We start from the raw sequence: 19,759 nt of genomic DNA on the forward strand, positions 1-19,759 counted from the left end.
TTATTTTAACAGGAAGCTTGCGTTGACTCTGGCGGTTACTTCGATTTCCCCAGTAGCGATCGGCGCCTGGCCACTATCAGCAGCTTCACTTTTATAGGCCATCATCATTGGTCTGGGAGAACCGATATCAGAAACTGTATTATCATGAATAGCATGAACCGCTCCGATGGATTGTCCTACAGACTCAGCAAGAATGGTCGCTTTTTTCTTGGCGTCGAGCACTGCCTTAGCTCGCGCTTCATTTTGAAGTTCTTCTAAGTTCGATGTTTTAAACTCAATGTTTTGGATGTTATTAACACCGAGATCCACTAAACCGCTTACTAATTCTGTCAGCCTATCAAGGTCAGTTATTTTTACGTTAATTGATTGTTGAGCTCTAAACATTGGGATCGGGTCTTTGTCTTTTACATATTCCTTATACGGATTAACATTTACACGTGTTGTTCGAATATCATTCGAAGGAACCGATTCCTTTTTTAGAAAAGATATCGCTTTAGAGACTAGCGCATCATTATTTTTTTTTGCTTCCTGAAGATCCTTATGTTCAGTTACGATAGCGAAGTTCACTTCCGCTTCGTCGGGTTCAACTTTGATTGTATGTTCTCCGTTAACAGTAACAAGAGGTTTTTCCTGTGCAAATCCCATAGAAATAACTGTTAATAAAATTAGCGTTGTGATTATTCTTTTCATGATTTTGTTTTTCTTGTTTTTGGCAATAATTGTGCCTAACAAGACCGTTACGTTAATTTGACTCTTCTTTGGTTTGCCATCCGCCCCCCAATGCTCTATAAAGGTCAACTCTTGCGAGTAATAATTGTTGTTTTAAACTGACAAGCTCGAGTTCACTTTCAATCGCTGTTTGCTGAGCATTAATAATTTCGAGATAACTTGCGCGCCCCGCTTTAAATAATAAGTCAGATTGTTTGATCCCCAACTGTGCTACCTCGACACGCTCGACGGTTATGTCATGCTCCTCACGTAATTTTTCCAACGTGATCAACGAATTTGTAATTTCATTAATTGCCGTTAGCACATCTTCTTGAAAATCTAATTCTGCCTTATCACGCTCGAGTTTAGCAACCTCAAAATCTGTCTTTAGCTTTCTACGATTGAAAATAGGTTGTGTTATGCTTCCAATAATATCACCAAAGAGTGAACCGGGAATACTTACCCAGTTAGACGGCAACATACTGTTAACACCCCCTTCAGCGCTAATTGTCAAACTAGGATATCGGTAAGCTTGCGCGACGCCTACTTCAGCATTGGTAGCTCTTAAAGCTAATTCAGATGCTCGTACATCGGGTCGATTAGTCACCATATATAGTGGTACACCCGCGAAAACAGAGTTCTCAAGAAAATCCTCTAGTTGACCTGTACGGGCAACACTATCGGGCATCTGCCCAGCCAATGCACGCAACGAGTTCTCCTGAATAGCCACTTCACGTTCAAGTTGTGGAATCAGAGATAGCGCGGATAAGCGCTGCGACTTTGTTTGTTGAATAGCGAGCGATGTAGTTTTTCCGGCATCATATTGTAACTGAATAATCCTCAGGGTACTGTCTGTCAACTGGAGATTCCGTCTTGCCACTTCTAGTTGGGCATCGAGCATCAATAAGTTATAATATCCCTGAGCAATGTCAGCTACAAGTTGCGTCTGAATCAATTTTCGGGCCTCATGTGTTTGGAGGTAATTGGCTGCTGCACTTTCATTCTGTCGCCTTATTTTCCCCCAAATATCAAGTTCCCAACTTAAGCTAATTCCTGAAGAATGTTGTGGAGTATAGCCGTACATGTTTTTCGGAGGCTCTTTGCCATTTTCTTCGTACCACTTAGCAGTCGGGCTTGAATAGAAATTTTCAGAACGATAGCTTCTGTCAAAAGTTGCAATATTTGCATTGATATCGGGGAGGTATTGAGCTCTTGCTTCTCGATTGATTTGATCAGCAATTTCTATATTCTTCAGAGCACGCTGTAAATCATAATTATAAATAATAGCTGTATCGATTAACGCCAAAAGAGTGGAATCTTTAAAGAACTCATCCCATGGAATATCCCCTATGCTGGTTGTATCAGCCGTAGCCGGACCGTTTCTATAAGAATTGGGTAAATCTAAATCAGGACGCTGATAGTCCTTTCCGACCTTACATGCATTCAGTGTAAGGAGCAAACCAATTGCCGCTAGAAATATATTGCGGAGCTTATTCATCTTCTTCCTCCTCTCTAGCCATTTTTAATTTTATCTTTTCATCCATTTGTTGGAATATTAAATACAGTACAGGGATGATGAATATCCCTAGCACAACACCAAACAACATACCACCGGCCGCACTGACACTAATGGAATGATTACCTTGTGCAGAAGGTCCTACCGTCCACATCAACGGTATAAGACCTGCAACGAATGCCAGCGATGTCATCAAAATTGGTCGAAGTCGGAGTCTAGCTCCTTCTTTAGCAGCTTCAAAAACGCTCGCACCCATTTTCCTTTGCTGCACAGCAAATTCAACGATCAAGATAGCGTTTTTAGCCAAAAGACCTATCAACATAATTAGTCCGACCTGTACATAAATGTTATTTTCAAGTCCGGCTATATTCACGGCAGTATATACGCCGATGAGCCCTACCGGAACGGAAAAAATAATTGCCAGTGGTAGAATATAGCTCTCAAACTGAATTGCCAGTAAGAAATATACAAAAAGAATGCTCAGAGTAAAGATCAAAATAACTTCACCACCTGACTCTTTCTCCTCTAAGCTCATTCCTGTCCATTCATAACTATAGTTTGCTGCAAGTGATTGCTCTGCTACCTCTTCGATCGCAGCCATCGCTTGTCCTGTACTATATCCCGCAGCCGGCGTAGCATTAATGGCAATTGCATTAAACAGATTGTATCTATTTACAGTCTCCGGACCTAATACTCGTTTTAGCTTTATCAAGGTGTTTGCTGGTACCATTTCGCCAGATTTGTTTCTTACGAAAATCGATTTAAACGATTCTGGATCATTGGTAAACTGGGCGTCGGCTTGCATGTATACCCGGTATTGACGTCCAAAACGTGTAAAGTCACCAGCCTGTGAGCGACTATAATATCCTCTAATAGAAGTCATGAGATCTCTCGCTTCGACGCCTAAGGCTTGAGCCTTGACGTAATCTATCTCAAGTTCGTATTGCGGGAAATTTGCTTTAAATGGAGTAAAAGCATCTTCAATTTCAGGTCGTTGGTTAATTTCTTCAATAAATTTATCTGCCACTCCACTGAATTCAAGGAATGGGCCACCTAAACGATCTTGAAGCACAAATTCTAATCCACTAAAATCACCAAAACCTTGTACTGTTGGACGGCCGTACACACTAAAAGAAGCCTCATGTATTAAAGATAGTTCATTTCGTAAGGTGTCCATGAATTCATTGATGTCTTTGATGCCTTCGCGATCTCCATAATCTTTCAGGTTAATATACCCGACAGCGAAAGCTGAACTAGCATTTGCATCAATAGCGTTATAACCCGAAATAGTAGTCATGCCCTCCACTTCATTACGTTGTTTAATCACGCTATCCGCTTTTCTTAAGATTTCAGTTGTCCGCGCCAAAGATGCTCCGGGAGGCATGGCCATGGAAAAAGTAACGAAGCTGTCATCTTCAGCAGGAATAAAGCTTGCCGGTGTTTTCACCATTAAGAATACACCAATAAAGGTTACAATTGCGAGGCCTAAAACACTTAGACCTTTTCTAGTCATCAAAAAGTCTAGTGTCCCTACGTAGCGCTTAGTTAATTTTTCGAAAGCATCGTTAAATGCTTTGAAAAACTTAGCGATAAACTTATCAAGCTTTCGTTCTTTTCGAGCTTTCTTTTTCTTCTTTTTTAGCAAGAGCATACATAACACCGGACTGAGCGTGAGTGCTGTTACTGCTGAAATAAGAATGGCCGTTGCTAAGGTGTATGCGAACTGTTGATAAAATATACCAGAAGGACCCGACATAAGTCCTACGGGTAGAAATACAGCTGCCATTACCATGGTGATAGACAAGATGGCTCCGGTAATCTCACTCATTGCTGCGGCTGTCGCTTTCCGTGGTCCCATGCCATTCTCCATTTTCTGGTGAACAGCCTCCACGACGACAATAGCATCATCGACGACGATACCAATCGCCAGTACTAGTGCAAATAAAGTCAGTACGTTAATAGAGAACCCAAATAACAACAGAAAAAAGAATGTTCCAATTAAGGATACGGGGATGGCGATGGCCGGAATCAATGTCGATCTAAAATCCTGTAGGAAGATAAACACAATGAGAAATACGAGCAAGAATGCTTCAAATAAAGTATGCTGCACTTGAGACACTGATTCATCAATCTGTTCTCTAACTGAATAGGTTACATCATATTTGATTCCACTAGGAAAGGTACTTTGTAATCGTTCAAGAACTTGGCGGACTTCCTTGTCAATTTCCACAGCATTCGATCCACTAGTCTGTACAACATTCATCGTCAGACCAGGTAAGCCATTTACCTCATTATCACTGCCGACGTTCGATGCGCCAAATTCAATTCGCGCAACATCCTTTAAATACAGAACGCTTCCATCTTCGTTCGTTCGGATCACAAGGTTTTCATAATCTTCCGGGTTACTGAATCTTCCTTGGTGTTTCAATACCGTCTCGAAAACTTCATCTGAGGATTCTCCGAATTTCCCCGGTGCAATCTCAAAGTTTTGATTTTTTATAGCTGCTGTAATATCTTGAGGTACCAGTCCATATAAGGCGAGCTTTTCGGGATTTAACCAGGTTCGCATCGAGTAGTTTCGAGCACCAATCCTGCTTACTTCCGCCACTCCGGAAACACGTAACAGCTCGCGGATAATATTGATGGATGCGTAAGCCTGAAGAAAGGTTTCATCATAAATGCCTTCTGGGTGGTCGCTAAAGAGGTTAATTGTCATAATTACACCGCTTTGCTTTGGCATAACGGTGATACCTGATTCATTAACTTCAGCTGGAATGTTACTCGCTGCTTTGGATACGCGAGTTTGCACATTTACGGCCGCTTGATCGGGGTCCGTACCAGGTTCAAAGAAAATCGTAATATTTCCTGATCCTTTGTTACTCGCACTAGACCGCATATAGGTCATATGGTTTACTCCGTTAATAGCCTCTTCGAGGGGGAGTAAAGTACTTTCTGCCACCGTTTCAGCGTTGGCACCGGGATATGAAAGAGATACACTTACACTGGGAGGCGCTATTTCAGGGAATCTGGTTACCGGTAGTTGCAGCATCCCAACGACCCCTAATATCACCAATAATATAGATATTACGGTAGCCATCACTGGCCTACTCATGATTGTCTTTATCATTATTTTTTGCTTTTAGACCAATACGCGGTCTTTTGATGTGTCATACAAGTGCTATACTTGTTTGCTTACAGAATTAAACGTCTTTTGAGTTCTGAAGGTTTGGATCGATAATCATCCCTTCTTCCAATTTGTCTAAACCGGAAGTAACTACTTTATCGTTAGGTTTTAAACCTTTGGTGACGATATAGTTAGAGCCACTAGTGCCGTCAATCTCGATAGCTTGCATTTTAAGAGAATTATCGTCCTGCAAAACATACACGTATTGTATCGCCTGGAGTTCAAGAACTGCTACTTGAGGGACAAGTAGCGAACCCGGTTTTAGTTCCTCCATTTTAAGAGTACCCGTATTCCCGTGTCTTAGAATATTGTCTGGATTTGGGAAGGTCGCTCTTAATGAGATGGCCCCGGTTGTACTGTTTACCCGTCCATCTACTGCGTCCACAACCCCACGTTCTTTGTATTCGCTGCCATCGGCTAAGATCAGTCGTACATAGGGTATTAACGATGTATTATTCCGAATATCCGTTGAATCTCCTTCTCTTCCTTTCTTTGTGAAGTATAAAAAGTCTGATTCACTCATTGCAAAATATACATATACCTCCCGAGTATCAGAAAGTACCGTTAAAGGTTGTGAGTCGCCTTTCGTCACCAAATTACCGATACGTTTTGGAATACGGCCGATGTAACCGCTAGTCGGGGCTTTGATGTTGGTAAAATCAAGGTTGATTTTTGCAGTTGCCACTGCGGCATCAGCCTTTGCTACCGAAGCAGATGCAACCTCTTTGTTGGATTGTGCTGTTTTTAATTGAACGTCAGAGATGACTTCATTTTCAACAAGTGGTTCAAGACTCTCAACTTCGAGTTGAGCGTTTTCCTCCTTAGCTCTTTCAACTCGCGCTTCCGCGGCGGCATTTTTCAAGGCCTCTTGGTATGGAGAAGCGTTAATCTTAAAAAGATTCTGACCCTCCTTTACATAGGAACCCTCGTCTACATAGATCTTTTCAAGGATTCCCTCAACTTGTGGACGAATCTCCACATTTACCTTTCCTTCAATAGTTCCTAAATAGTCTTTGACAGTAACCGCTGTACCCGTGTCAATTTGATACACCGGCAAGGTCAATAATCTCTTATCTGCATCGGAAGCCTTGGAATTACAAGCTGTTAGCATAAACGTGGATAAGCCTGTAAATGCGCTGAATATCAGAGCGTTTTTTAATGCTCTCAGGTTTTTGTTCATAAAAATCATATTTGTTTTAGTAACTGTTTCCTTATTCTTATATGTATGTTATTAAATATAGTTCTGAAATAATTTTAACTTAATATTCTTAATAATCGCACTTACTTACGCATATTTGATGCCATTTCATATAAACAGTTATAATATATCGCTTCGAATGATATATTTGTAACAGTAAGTATATAAAAATCAGGAAAGTATGTCAAGTGATAAAGATATTAATTACAGAAAAGAGGTAATTGTCATACTGGTGCTGATCATATTATTCAATCTTATATTAAATTCCTTTTCTATACGATTGCCATTCGAACTTATCTATGGGCCTATTTTGTTCTATCTACAGCGACTAAATGCGGGTAGGACGATGAGACCGATCGAGGTTATTGGACATGCTATACCTTTTATATTAATAAGTATTTTAGATGTCGAGCCAGTAGTGTATTTAATAGCCATAGTCACGTCCCTCATTACTTATGGAGTACTTGCTTTTTTTCGCTATTGTATTAACAGTTGTTTCTATATATCGGATTGAAGATGGGGTTTTGAGAATATTCACGGTTTACAGCCCTTTTTGATTATAAATTATTACTTTTAGAATCAAAACATTTTTACACGTTGGTTAATTTAGAAAAATGAAGACAATAAAAGGACCGGGTATATTCTTAGCACAATTTTTAGGAGATGAATCACCATTTAACAGTCTGGAATCTATTTGTAAATGGGCAAAAAGTATCGGATTTGAAGGTGTTCAGATACCTACATGGGCTACAAACTATTTTGATCTAAAATTAGCGGCAGAGAGCACAGATTACGCACAGCAAATAAAAGGACAGATTAAGGAGTGGGGTTTATCGATAACTGAGCTTAGTACGCATCTTCAAGGCCAACTGGTCGCTGTTCATCCCGCTTACGATGAGATGTTTGACGGGTTTGCGCCTTCACAGTACCACAAAAATCCTAAAGCGAGAACCGAATGGGCCATTCAACAATTAAAATATGCTGCAAAGGCTTCCAGAAATCTAGGCCTTGAGGCAGTGGCTACCTTTAGCGGAGCATTGCTTTGGCATACTGTTTATCCCTGGCCACAGCGTCCGGCGGGTTTAGTAGATACAGGTTTTAATGAATTGGCAAACCGTTGGTTGCCCATTCTAAATGAGTACGAAGAAAACGGAGTTGATTTATGCTATGAAATACATCCAGGCGAAGATCTGCACGACGGTGTCAGCTATGAGCGCTTTCTGAAGAAGGTAAATAACCATGCCAGAGCGTGTCTCTTGTATGATCCCTCACACTTTGTACTACAGGGAATGGATTATCTTTCTTATATCGATTATTACCACGAGCGTATCAAGATGTTTCACGTAAAGGATGCCGAATTCAACCCAACCGGAAAGCAAGGTGTATATGGTGGTTACTCTGACTGGATTGATCGTGCCGGTCGTTTTCGCTCTCTTGGTGATGGGCAGGTCGATTTTAAAGCTGTTTTTAGTAAACTTGCTGGCTACGATTTTGATAGTTGGGCTGTGATGGAATGGGAGTGTGCTATCAAACATCCAGAGCAAGGAGCAATTGAAGGGGCAAAGTTCATTGCTGATCATATTATCCGGGTAACCGACAAAGCTTTTGATGATTTCGCATCTACCGGGAGCAACGAAGAGCTCAACCGTCGGATTTTGGGCCTTGACTAAGGTTATTATGCAAATTCCTTACATATTTTAACTTGTTGCAGAACAGACATTGGAAATAAAGAACGAATCTCAATCTAACAACAGAGAACTAAAGAGAGGCTTACTTAATCGGCACATTCAGTTGATTGCCTTAGGCGGAGCGATAGGAACTGGGCTGTTCTTAGGAATCGGGCCAGCAGCCGTCTTAGCCGGCCCATCAGTTATCTTAGGTTATGCAGTCGCTGGAATAGTTGCTTTCCTGATTATGAGGCAACTCGGAGAGATGGTAGTTGAAGAACCAGTAGCCGGAAGCTTTAGTCATTTCGCATATCGATATTGGGGAACATTTCCAGGCTTTGCTTCCGGCTGGAACTACTGGATCCTCTACATCTTGGTCAGCATGGCCGAACTCACGGCTATTGGTGTATACATACAGTTTTGGTGGCCGGAAATACCTCTATGGGTTTCAAGTCTTTTCTTCTTCTTTGTTATTAATGCGCTAAACCTAGCGTCCGTAAAGATCTATGGGGAAGCTGAATTCTGGTTTTCAATTGTTAAAGTCGTGGCTATCATAGCGATGATTATTTTCGGTACTTATTTATTGATTAGCGGCTCTGGCGGAGAGCGAGCAAGTATCACCAATCTTTGGAACGATGGCGGGATGTTCCCTAAAGGTTTATTTTCTAATGCTCCTGATGGTTCATATCAAGGCTTGCTATCGGCCATGGCGTTTATTATGTTCTCATTTGGAGGTTTAGAGTTGATCGGTATCACGGCTGCCGAAGCAGAAAACCCTGAAAAGAATATCCCTAAAGCAACTAATCAGGTTATTTATCGAATCCTGATATTCTATATCGGGGCGCTTATTATCCTTTTTTCTCTTTCACCTTGGAGGGAGATTACAACGGGAAGTAGCCCTTTTGTCGCTGTTTTCGACACCTTGAAGGGGTTTGAATTCACTTTATTCGGAAGAACCTTTTATTTTACAAGCATCATTGCAAATGCGTTGAATATTATTGTGCTAACGGCTGCGTTGTCCGTATACAATAGCAGTGTTTATTCAAATAGCCGTATGCTTTTCGGTTTAGCAAAACAGGGAAATGCGCCATCGGTGCTTTCAAAACTCAGCAAAAACCATGTTCCCGTTAGGGCAATTTTAGTATCCGCCTTCTTCGCAGCAATTTGCATTGTCATTAATAAAATTATGCCGGAAGAAGCATTAGGTATTTTAATGTCCTTAACGGTATCTGCTTTGGTTATCAACTGGTTCATCATTAGTATTACCCATTTATATTTCAGAAACGCGAAGATAAAAGAGGGGGTCAAGCCAAAATTTTCGGTCTTCTGGTATCCATTTACCAACTATTTTTGTATCGTGTTTTTACTTTCCATGCTGGGCATCATCTGGGTAACCGGTATGAAAACCTCCGTAGAACTGATCCCTGTATGGTTAATTTTGCTCTACATCAGTTATCGTCTAACGAAAAAGAATAGAAAATTGGATACATAAAAAAAGCCCTGTAAGTGTTATTAATAACGCCTTACAAGGCTCTAGGTAGCGGGGACACGACTCGAACGTGCGACCTTCGGGTTATGAGCCCGACGAGCTACCAACTGCTCCACCCCGCACTGTATTTTTATATTTTCCCTTTTCTCTCGCAGAAAAGTATAACGTTCTTCGTTTAATGGACTGCAAATATAGAGTTTTTTATGATAAGATGCAACTCGGTTTGCGAATTATTAATTAATTGTCGCCAGTTTCAACAGTACTCGATTTATATTTTGTTTCTTTGTAGTTCATAACGCCTTAATAATATGTCGCATAAAGCAGGATTTGTCAGTTTAGTCGGAAAGCCCAACGCAGGGAAATCAACGTTGATGAATGCCTTGGTAGGTGAAAAAATGTCAATTATTACGCCGAAAGCACAAACCACGCGACATCGTATTTTAGGAATTGTCAACGGCTCTGACTATCAAATCGTTTTTTCCGATACACCGGGAATGATCAAACCGAACTATGACCTGCAAGAATCCATGATGAACTTCGTGCAGGGTTCGCTGATTGACGCCGATTTGGTTTTGCTGGTAACTGATATCAACGAACGATATGATGAGACGGAGATGATCGAACGGATTAGTAAAGCCGATGTACCTGTTGCAGTCCTGATCAACAAGATCGACAAGTCGACTGAGGAGTGGGTGAATAAGAAAATAGAGTTTTGGGAAAAGGTTTTACAGCCTACCGCCATTTTCGCTATTTCGGCCAAGCTAGAACATAATGTTGAAGCTGTTCAACAATTCATCATGGATAATCTTCCGGAGCATCCGCCATATTATGACAAGGATACCCTTACCGATAAGTCGGAGCGCTTTTTCGTTTCAGAAATTATTCGTGAGAAAGTATTTAAGCTTTTTGAAAAGGAGATTCCTTACAGTGCTGAAGTGATTATCAATTCCTTCAAGGATGAAGAACGTATTGTTAGAATAAGTGCAGAGATTATTGTTGAGCGCGATTCACAAAAAAATATCATCATCGGAAAAGGGGGTACAATGATTAAGAAGGTAGGAACGTATGCACGCCAGGATATTGAGGAATTTCTTCAGAAGAAAGTGTTTCTAGAGCTGTTTGTCAAGGTAATTGCTGACTGGCGAACAAAAAAGAACTATTTAAAGCGATTCGGGTACGAGCATTAGGAAGTCTGCCAAGCGGTCGTCACGTTTATAAATATCCTGACGAAAGTTAATTTGTCCTTGTCGGTCTACAAATGCCGTAAAGTATGTTATAAATACGGGAACCGGTTTATTCAGTGTAACATATTTTTCTTTTCCGCTATGCATTGCCCGGTCGATGGCTTCCTCCGTCCATGCTGTATCGTTCCTGAGAAGAAACTGTGCTAGCTTTTTTGGCTCACTTACGCGGACACAACCGTGACTAAACGCTCTGGAACTTTGAGAGAATAAAGATTTAGATGGTGTATCGTGCAAATAAATATTATAAGAGTTCGGAAATAGAAATTTCACCAAACCTAAAGAGTTATTCGGTCCTGGTTTTTGCCGGATAATCGGTAAACCGCCACTCCGACCTGTTATTTCCATGTTATTCCGGCGCAAGTAACCAGAATTCCGATTCATAGCCGGCACGATTTCGTTCTTGACGATGCTGGCTGGTACATTCCAATAGGGACTGAAAACCACATATTTGAGATCTCCAGCAAAGGTTACAGTTTCATGGAGCGTTTTTCCTACTACCACATTGCTACTCCACAATAAGCTATCGGTATGATAAACGTGCAGTTTGAACTCGGGGATGTTGACTGCTAAATAATCTTCTTGAAGACTTAGCGGGAGCCAACGGCACCTTTCCATATTGACCATAATCTGCTTGATTCGTTCTTTCGGACTGATATTCAGTGTCGCTATGGTACCCTTGCCAATGACGCCATCATCCGTTAAACCCAACCGCGCTTGATAATGTTGAACGGCACGAAACAAGTCATCGTCGAATATTGGAGAGCTTATATCACCCTCAAAATCTCCCAACAAATTCATTCGTTTTTTAATTGCTAGAATCACAGCCGATGAGTCCTGAACTTTATAGGAAGTTTTATCTAATTCAATTATCGGCCATTCCGGTTCCCGTTCATCGAGTTCACGAAATTGAGCTAAATACGCTTTTAAAAGTTCGTATTGCCGGTAGACTGGTTCTTTGATTTCATCAATTTCCTTAGAGCCTGATCCGAGTAAGCTGTCCAGAAATTGATTGTATGACACTTTCTTTCTTGGAAGATACCATTTGAGCGATTTGGAGGTTGATTCGTCCATCCCGGTCCACGCCAGTTGTGCGAAATTGAAATATTGAGCAGTAAGCATAAGCTCCAGATCCAAATTAAGATGAGAACCATCTTTATCTGTTCGTGTTTCGAGTAAGAGAGAATCGAGTTGACCTTTATAAGGCGGTATCTTAAACACCCCTTCGTCTTTTAAATTGGAGACCCTGGCGACTAAATTTCCCGACTGTTCTATTAACCCCCGTTCATCAAACCACGCATAATTAAAGTCCCTGTTCCGGTAAAAGAAAATAAGGTTTGAGTCTAAAGGCGCAAAAAGAGGATATTTTGCTAAAAATGAATCGATTTTTGTCGAATCGAATGGGTATAACTTTTGTTCGCTAAAACTCCCTGGAATGGTTTCGTTCCAATTTTCGATTGCTCGGATCGAATCCTGTACATCACTTGCCCGATTCTCTGTTCGATTCGAGCTTCCGCAAGAAGTGAGCCCCGCCACCCATAGGATTGCGAATATCTTGATAAAATATCGATAAAAACATTTCATATTATATGAAATAATAGCCTTTGCTTAAAGGGTGACATTAGAAGTAAGTTACGACATTCCAGTATGATTTTCGGGTACTATTGAAAAAAATATTTTATTTTTTGATTATTGATGTAAAGAACTATCTTTGCATTCCGAAAATAGGAGAGCCTATTGATTAGGAATTATTTATTGGCCCGTTCGTCTAGGGGTTAGGACGCCAGATTTTCATTCTGGAAACAGGGGTTCGATTCCCCTACGGGCTACTAGCAATGACAAGGCTTCACAGAAATGTGGAGCCTTTCTTTTTTAGTCCCATTACAGAATAAGTACACAATAAGCCCATTTTCAATTTGACATTTCCCTTGATTTCAAATGATATCATTTTGTAGCAAGAAATAGTATGGATGAACTATCTTAATACTTAAATGCATTTTTCATTAACTCCATTTCGTTTCTTGGAATACCCAGATCCGTCGCTATTTGTTCCCATTGGGCTACATTCTGACCAATTGTATTGATAATAGCATCGGCCTCTTTTTCTTTTAACCGAAAATATAGAGCTACTTCTCGTACAAGGTCAAAATCCAACGCATTATCGGTTTCTGAAATATTAAGTTTCAAGCCAGTACCATTCGGGGTTGGATTAATATCATAAGCCGGCGAAAGTATCCAGCCCGAATCCCTCAAAAGGAATCCGTGATTGCGAAGATGATCGTCGGTATTTGATATGGCTATATTAAAAACAATGCGGCTCCATAATTTTTTTAGATCGTTATCAACGTTAGTTCCATTCTGCATCAAAAATTCCACAAGCTCCAAATAACTAACCCCATCTTGATAGTCCGTTCCATCAGTATATCCTAATAAGGTCATTGCAGAAGCAAAGTGAATACGGGCACTAGCGTTGTTACGATCAAATCGTTGTGTTAGAAATGTATGTTGATGGTGTGAGAATTTTTGTATCCTTGACGGTGCCATTTCAATACCAGATTGAATGGCAAGCCGATAGGCAAGCATTTCCCAAGCGCCCATATCCTGACGATCATTTTGACTTGGGAATTTAGCAATCCATAAACTTCCTTCAGTATCCCGAATGTTTGCCTTGGGTCTTGCACCTCCCAAAGAAGATCCTGGTGCCATTAGCATATTAAGCCATTTTAGGTATTCCGGATTTTCTGAGGCATCTTCTTTTTCTAGTTGTAAGCTGGCAAATTCAAGATCCCGAAGTGCAGCAAAAGGTGGTGCGGCCATCGCTTCATCATCATTTAAAAATGCACCATCGGACGTTGTTTTAAAACGAAGTCCTCCCATTCTGTTATTATCATAAACTCCGAGTAGGTAATCCGATTCCATTAAAGTGTTAGGCCGGCGTTCTTCTTTCCTAGCTTTAGCAGCCTCTTTACGCATCATTAAAACTCGACCCCATCGATCAGGTGAGGAATCCAAGAAAATACCGAAACTGGATTTCTCATCAGTCAGGTACTGGGCTCCTTCGAATAATTGTAAATCTGGATCTATGATCTGGGCATAATCCGATTGTAACCATTCTTTAGCATATTCAAAGGAAAATATTTCTTTTCCTCTGGATGGCGTAGCATATAAACTCCCCATTAAGAATGGATCTTCAATTCCATCCCAATGCGCATATACCAATATTTCTTTTCGTTCCTGTGTCATTATTTCTTGGTATTTTTTGGACCACGTTCTTTAACGGTTAGATCGGCATCCTGTATTTTTCTACCCAATGTATCATCTTTGGCCAAAAGCAATATATCCTTCTCCAATCCTAATACTAATAAAACCTGGAGAATAATACCTAAAGAAATTGAAGGACTTCCTTTTTCTAGGGAAGAAAGTGTAGGACGGGAAATCCCTGCCCGCTCTGAAACCTGACCCATCGTTAGTTTCCTGCGTAAGCGTGCCAACTTGATATTTTCTCCCACTGCTTGTAAAAGCTTCCGGTTTTTAGGTAGTAGTATAAGGCTATTTCTAGGCATAACGTTAAATATTTTTTACAAATATACCTAAAAAAGTAAATAGTATTTTACGTTATTGAAACAAATAATATATGGAGCTTAATTTTGTCCCAAAAAAAGTATTCTTTTAGGATAATTAAATGTGTTACATATATTTTCCACTATAGCGTATAATTAGCCCTTAAAGCGTTATTCTTTTATTGAGTTCACTCAGCATATTCCCCTTCATTCCGCGAAAAGCTGCATTCCGGGCAGTAGCGCTTCCCTAAAAAGTCTTGGACACCATCACTAATTTCTCCTTTCCACTCTGTTAACTCTTGCCGTCCCTGATAGCTATCGTGACTGGAAAGGAGCACTGCATTTCCAACCCGAAATCGGGAACGGAGTCCGCTCCATCGGAATTCCATTTAACCATTTGGTGTCGCTTCCTATGTATTGGAACTTCACAAAAGCCTTTAGAACTCCTTCCGCACCATCACCGTCCTTCTCTTTTTTTGACAGCAAAATACCAACATTTGGAAGTTGAACGGACTGCATAACCGGTCGCGTACTCCCTTTTATAAGCCCTTATCAATTCCAAATATTGAAAATGTATCAGCAACAAAAAAAGGTAACAGCGAGGGCGCTATGGGAAGTAAATCTAAAATGAATCTTATGAAATCGTACAAAGACATCAAAAAGGAAGCGGCACCAAAAAAAACGCTCAAGATATAATAAGTAAATCACTTCAAAAAAATAGAAACAAAAACTGTCCGAATGGTTCGGATAGCATTATTAACCTGCCTGTCGGCAGACAGGTCTTTAAATATTTACCAAGCATTGGAAAAAAAACGTCCCCTAACAGGCTATAAAAATAATGTCATGAAAAAACACTATTTTTATAGCTATCGTTACCTGCAATCCTCCCTATACCAAACCATTAACTCCCCCAGCTAACGTTTTGCATTCCATTATTTCCTTAATTAGTTGAGCTCTTTGCAAGACCGATTTTCAAACTGTTGCCCTTTTGGGAGCACGTGCGCAATTGGAACTGCAATTTAAAAGTGGAGACGTTTTATGCGACCAATTTTTCAATTGACTTATATATTAATTCCCTCGATGTCTTGTGTGACGTAGACGCTTTCCAACTGAGTCAGATACCTAAAAAGAAAATCATAGCTAAATTTTGAGCTCAACCCGATTTATTTCGTATTTCTTTCAAATTAAATTTTAATCCATCGAGTACACCCGTTTTTCCCTTGATTTTTACTAAGACGGATATTAAATGGAAGTTAGCCGTAGATTAAACGGAGATCAATCGTGTATACACCTCTAAAGTCCGAGGAATGTCCGAACAATGTCCGACTAAAGTCCGTCTGAAAGTAGAAGAAAAATAAAGCAAAATAGGCGCAATTATACAAGAAATGCGACGGTTTTTGGAGTCGTCAGCTCAGGTTTAACAGGCGATAAGGTGAGAGTTCATTTTTAACTTAAAGTAAAATGTAGCGGCCGGAGTTAGGGGTGACTGCGACCGGAATTCCGTATATTGAACAAATATTTGTACACAACGAAATGGCTTATGGCTTCTAAAGAAAAGACAGGACAAACGACGTCTCAACTGATTTATAAAACAGAAATTGTTGTTATTGGGGCTGGCCAGGCGGGCTTGTCGTCTGCATATCACTTAAAGAACTTGGGCTTGCAACAGGGGCGCGGCTTTATCGTATTCGATGGTTCGCCCAGTCCGGGCGGTGCTTGGCAATATCGGTGGCCGTCGTTGACATTGAGTACGGTGAACCGAATTCATGATCTGCCGGGGATGTCTTTTGCAGATACGATCTCCGACAGTCGTGCTCCCGAAGTTCATGCCAATATTGCGGTACCGCGTTATTTTGAATGCTACGAGAAGACCTTCGATCTATCGGTATACCGACCGGTAAAAGTCAACGTGGTTTGCGAGCGGGAGGGTAGGTTGCGTGTAGAAACAGACAGGGGTTTTTTCTCTGCGCGTGGTATCATCAATGCTACAGGTACTTGGGATAAGCCCTATATCCCTGAATACCCGGGTGCGGGGCTTTTTAGAGGAGATCAGCTGCATACGCGGGATTATAGGGTAGCGGAAGATTTTGTGGGGAAACATGTGCTGATTGTAGGTGGGGGAATATCGGCGATTCAGTTATTAGATGAGATTTCACGGGTGACTAAGACGACCTGGGTAACGCGTCGTCCTCCGGAATTTGTTGAAGGATCTTTTGATGCTGAACGCGGGCGCGCGGCTGTAGCGATGGTGGAAGATCGTGTACGGCGGGGACTGCCAGCAAATTCGGTCGTGTCGGTAACGGGCTTGCCGGTAACCCCAGCGATCATTGCTATGCGGGAGCGGGGAGTGTTAAACAGACAGCCGATGTTTGCTGAAATTACGGGAAAGGGCGTGAGGTGGGAGGATGGACGGACATTGGATGTGGACGTGATTCTTTGGTGTACCGGTTTCCGAAGTTCGTTAGATCATCTGATGCCTTTAATGCTAAGGGAACCCAGCGGTGGGATTACGATGGACGGCCGGCTTGCAACGCGGGTTGCCAAGGATCACCGGGTTCATCTGGTTGGCTACGGCCCATCAGCATCAACGATTGGTGCAAATCGTGCCGGTCGTGCAGCTGCACAGGAGCTTATGGATCATTTGGGCCTGAAAAAGAGACTAGAAAATTAAAGACTCATTTTTGTTGCTCAATCAGGGTATTGAGGCTCTGGGCGAGATTAATTGAAGGATCATTTACCTCGACTTTCTTACCGTCAAGTGGTGCGTAAAGCTCAAGGCTGGACTTTAACAGCGGACCTTCAGCAATACGGCTAATTTCGTCTTGGTTCATTCCGGAACGATAAAAGAGCCAATCTTTATAAGCTATTTTCTTTGGAATATCGGAACCTCCGATCTGAAAATCCGTCGCGATGAGCTGCTCTTCCACAGTTCCTTGTAATTCCGTATCAATGTATAGCAGGGTAATACCTTTGGCGTAATAGTGCGTCAGAGTGAGGGTGTGCCATTGGCTATCATTTACATTGATCGTGCTTATCTTATCGGACTTTGGTGAGCTGTATATTACCGCACCTTTGTCGTCGATGCTAAGCACACCTTGTTTCTGTCCTTCGTTTTTACCGCTTGTCTGAAACGACATTAGCGTGCCCGGTTGCGCTGTTTTAAAGTTAATGGAGGTGGTGAAGGAGTGAACGATGTTTTCTGGTTTGAATAGGAACAACTTGGTGCGTTGCCCTTTGTTTTTAAAATGAAGGGATGATCCTTCAATACGTTTTGGCAAGGGTTTATTGACTTCCAACGCGTCAAACAACGAGGGAGGAATGGTATAAGCCATTTCACGATGGCCAGCGTCATTTGGATGGGCGCTATCTGCCCAGTAGCCGTCAGTCCAATGTCCTGCGAGGTCATCGATCGCACCCAAAAGATTGATGCTGGGCACCTCCCAGGTATGGATCAGTAGGTTCATCTGTTTGATAAATCGGTAGTCAATTTCGTTATAGTCGTTTCGCGTATAGCTGTTCGTAACAACAGGGGTATACCCATGAGATCGGGCTTTGTTGATGAGGATTTTCATGTTTCGTTCAAACTGGTCGAAAACTGGTTCCCCTTGTTCATGGATACCTTCGTTCCCTAATGCTAGTGCGAAAATGACATACTGGCCTTTTTGTGGTAAGAAATCCTTTTCATATCGCTTCAATACTTTCAAAGTATTGTCTCCGCCGATACTGATGTTTACGGTTTCCCATTGAGTTTTTCCTGCCGCTGATTGCTGCTTCAGGATATCCGTGAACATACTTGTATAGCCATATTCATTTGTTGCTCCGACACCTTTTGGAACTGACGAGCCGAAATAAATGATTTTATGGGTGGGTTTTACCTGATGTGTATCTTGGCTGTAAGTAGGTGCAGCAAGGAGGAAGAAGCAGGTAATAAGGGCTATTAATCTGTATAGTACATCGGATTTCATTTTCAAATGTATTAAAATCAGAATACTTAGATTCTTTTCTCGTAGCAGAAATAGCGGAGATCTGGGTTTTTCCTTAGCGAAATAATACCACTATATTCATAGCCTAGCTTGGGGAAAAGCGCTTGAGTCGCCTTGTTTTCACTATTGGTATCGACTCGTAAGACATGGATGCCGCGTTCTTTGGCTAGCTTTTCAGCATAGTTCATCATTGTTCTCGCCAAACCGGCTCCCTGTAGGTCGGGGTCAACAGCCAGTCGATGTGTAACGAGAGCATCTTCGTTAAGATCCCAACCTACATCGTTGTATTCCGGGCTTTGCTCATTGGTGATGGCGATGACGCTTACTACCTTTGAGTCCATGATGCCCACCCATAGTTGGTCTTTATCGATATCCTCTTGGAAAACCTCTGGATTAGGGTAATCGTCTGACCATTGGTAATTGCCACTTGCCCGCATAAGTGGGACGACCTTTTTGACAATCGTCATGATGTCTTTAATGTCGCTGGATTCAGCTTTTCTAATGTCCATGAATTAAAATAAATAATCTACTTTAAAAGAAAAAATCTAGCCGGTGTGATGGGTTCAGCTCTTTGAGATACTTTTTATTTCCTTTAAATTAACGATTTTGAATGTCTCTTGATAGCTGAAGTAGGCATTGATCATCGCAAGAGCTAAGCGCCTGGTAGAGATAGCGGCATAACCTCTTAGGATACCGACGGAGTTGAGTGACCGGAGAACTTTTATCATCCATTTTTCGCCTGTTCGTGTCGTGTTGGGCCGGTCAATTGCACCGGGATGGATAATAAGGAGTTTATTAAAGCCCAATGCTTTCACGCTTTCCTCCAACGTTCCTTTCATTTTGTTATAAAAAATCATGGACTTGCTGTCAGCTCCTGCTGCAGATAGTAAGATAAAGCTATCAACCCCGCTTTCCTTGCAAAGAGCGGCAAATTTTAGCTGGTAGTCATGGTCGACCCGCCATTGTGCTTCTTTTCCGCCAGCGTCCTTTAATGTTGTTCCCAGACATGAAAAAGCCACATCCCCTTGAATGTCGTCTATGTATTCTTCCAGCTTATCGAAATCGACAATGATCTCTTTTAATTTGATATGTCCGCCGAAATATGGTCGTCGGACTAAAGCGGTAACCTCTTTAAACCGGGTATCATTCAATAGCTGTGTTACTAATTCCTTTCCCGTAGCTCCCGTTCCACCGATGACAATTGCTTTCATAG

The 19,759-nt window shown here is 41.5% G+C and carries 15 protein-coding genes and 2 tRNA genes; 5 read left to right on the forward strand and 12 right to left on the reverse strand.

The features are described 5' to 3' along the window. The 4 genes from D3P12_RS04820 to D3P12_RS04835 all read right to left on the reverse strand — a co-directional run bounded on the left by D3P12_RS04820 (nt 1) and on the right by D3P12_RS04835 (nt 6,588). Nucleotides 1-690 (reverse strand): SIMPL domain-containing protein, encoded by a 690-nt coding sequence (locus D3P12_RS04820; protein WP_118193937.1) that lies wholly within the window; start codon nt 688-690, stop codon nt 1-3. Nucleotides 691-742: 52 nt separating this feature from the next. Continuing rightward, nucleotides 743-2,206, reverse strand: a complete 1,464-nt coding sequence (locus D3P12_RS04825; RefSeq protein ID WP_118193938.1) for an efflux transporter outer membrane subunit — start codon at nt 2,204-2,206, stop codon at nt 743-745. Next, nucleotides 2,199-5,351: an efflux RND transporter permease subunit gene (locus tag D3P12_RS04830; protein WP_118193939.1), complete on the reverse strand. Its 3,153-nt coding sequence runs from the start codon at nt 5,349-5,351 to the stop codon at nt 2,199-2,201. Before D3P12_RS04830 ends, D3P12_RS04825 begins: the two co-directional genes overlap by 8 nt. Before the next feature lie 73 nt (nt 5,352-5,424). Next, on the reverse strand, nt 5,425-6,588 hold the full coding sequence (locus D3P12_RS04835) for an efflux RND transporter periplasmic adaptor subunit (protein ID WP_118193940.1): 1,164 nt from the start codon (nt 6,586-6,588) through the stop codon (nt 5,425-5,427). Nucleotides 6,589-7,220: 632 nt separating this feature from the next. Between D3P12_RS04835 and D3P12_RS04845 the strand changes: the two genes are divergently transcribed. After that, nucleotides 7,221-8,276, forward strand: a complete 1,056-nt coding sequence (locus D3P12_RS04845; protein ID WP_118193942.1) for a sugar phosphate isomerase/epimerase family protein — start codon at nt 7,221-7,223, stop codon at nt 8,274-8,276. Nucleotides 8,277-8,325: 49 nt separating this feature from the next. Further along, nucleotides 8,326-9,765, forward strand: coding sequence for an amino acid permease (locus D3P12_RS04850; RefSeq protein WP_118193943.1), 1,440 nt, complete (start codon nt 8,326-8,328; stop codon nt 9,763-9,765). A 46-nt stretch (nt 9,766-9,811) separates the two neighbouring features. On the opposite strand, the gene D3P12_RS04855 is transcribed toward D3P12_RS04850, so the two are convergent. Further along, nucleotides 9,812-9,884: transfer RNA gene (locus tag D3P12_RS04855), tRNA-Met, on the reverse strand. A 186-nt stretch (nt 9,885-10,070) separates the two neighbouring features. On the opposite strand from D3P12_RS04855, the gene era reads away from it, so the two are divergent. After that, nucleotides 10,071-10,949: a GTPase Era gene (gene era, locus D3P12_RS04860; protein ID WP_118193944.1), complete on the forward strand. Its 879-nt coding sequence runs from the start codon at nt 10,071-10,073 to the stop codon at nt 10,947-10,949. On the opposite strand, the gene D3P12_RS04865 is transcribed toward era, so the two are convergent. Further along, the gene (locus D3P12_RS04865) at nt 10,923-12,587 is read right to left on the reverse strand and encodes a L,D-transpeptidase family protein (RefSeq protein ID WP_118193945.1); all 1,665 of its coding nucleotides are present in this window, start codon (nt 12,585-12,587) and stop codon (nt 10,923-10,925) included. The two genes, era and D3P12_RS04865, sit on opposite strands and share 27 nt — an antisense overlap. Nucleotides 12,588-12,760: 173 nt before the next feature. Between D3P12_RS04865 and D3P12_RS04870 the strand changes: the two genes are divergently transcribed. Further along, nucleotides 12,761-12,832: transfer RNA gene (locus D3P12_RS04870), tRNA-Glu, on the forward strand. Between the two features lie 151 nt (nt 12,833-12,983). Here the strand turns inward: D3P12_RS04870 and D3P12_RS04875 are convergent. From D3P12_RS04875 to D3P12_RS15305, 3 genes are all read right to left on the reverse strand, one after another. After that, nucleotides 12,984-14,246 (reverse strand): type II toxin-antitoxin system HipA family toxin, encoded by a 1,263-nt coding sequence (locus tag D3P12_RS04875; protein WP_118193946.1) that lies wholly within the window; start codon nt 14,244-14,246, stop codon nt 12,984-12,986. Then, a complete protein-coding gene (locus D3P12_RS04880) occupies nt 14,246-14,566 on the reverse strand; it encodes a helix-turn-helix domain-containing protein (protein WP_118193947.1) in 321 nt (106 codons plus the stop codon). The genes D3P12_RS04875 and D3P12_RS04880 overlap by 1 nt, the downstream gene beginning before the upstream one ends. A 185-nt stretch (nt 14,567-14,751) precedes the next feature. After that, nucleotides 14,752-14,952 (reverse strand): hypothetical protein, encoded by a 201-nt coding sequence (locus tag D3P12_RS15305; RefSeq protein WP_157970250.1) that lies wholly within the window; start codon nt 14,950-14,952, stop codon nt 14,752-14,754. 1,151 nt (nt 14,953-16,103) lie between these two features. Between D3P12_RS15305 and D3P12_RS04885 the strand changes: the two genes are divergently transcribed. After that, entirely contained in the window at nt 16,104-17,234 is a 1,131-nt protein-coding gene (locus D3P12_RS04885) for an NAD(P)-binding domain-containing protein (protein ID WP_118193948.1), read from the forward strand. Nucleotides 17,235-17,238: 4 nt separating this feature from the next. Here the strand turns inward: D3P12_RS04885 and D3P12_RS04890 are convergent, their stop codons facing one another. The 3 genes from D3P12_RS04890 to D3P12_RS04900 are packed head-to-tail and all read right to left on the reverse strand — an operon-like array spanning nt 17,239 to nt 19,757. Next, nucleotides 17,239-18,528 carry a GDSL-type esterase/lipase family protein gene (locus tag D3P12_RS04890; protein ID WP_118193949.1) on the reverse strand — a complete coding sequence of 430 codons (1,290 nt, stop codon included), beginning with the start codon at nt 18,526-18,528 and terminating at the stop codon, nt 17,239-17,241. 26 nt (nt 18,529-18,554) lie between these two features. Next, nucleotides 18,555-19,055, reverse strand: coding sequence for a GNAT family N-acetyltransferase (locus D3P12_RS04895; RefSeq protein WP_118193950.1), 501 nt, complete (start codon nt 19,053-19,055; stop codon nt 18,555-18,557). Nucleotides 19,056-19,109: 54 nt separating this feature from the next. Beyond that, a complete protein-coding gene (locus D3P12_RS04900) occupies nt 19,110-19,757 on the reverse strand; it encodes an NAD(P)H-binding protein (RefSeq protein ID WP_118193951.1) in 648 nt (215 codons plus the stop codon). Nucleotides 19,758-19,759: the final 2 nt, after the last annotated feature.

The organism is Pedobacter indicus, assembly GCF_003449035.1.
In the GTDB taxonomy this organism is placed as follows: Bacteria; Bacteroidota; Bacteroidia; order Sphingobacteriales; family Sphingobacteriaceae; genus Albibacterium; species Albibacterium indicum.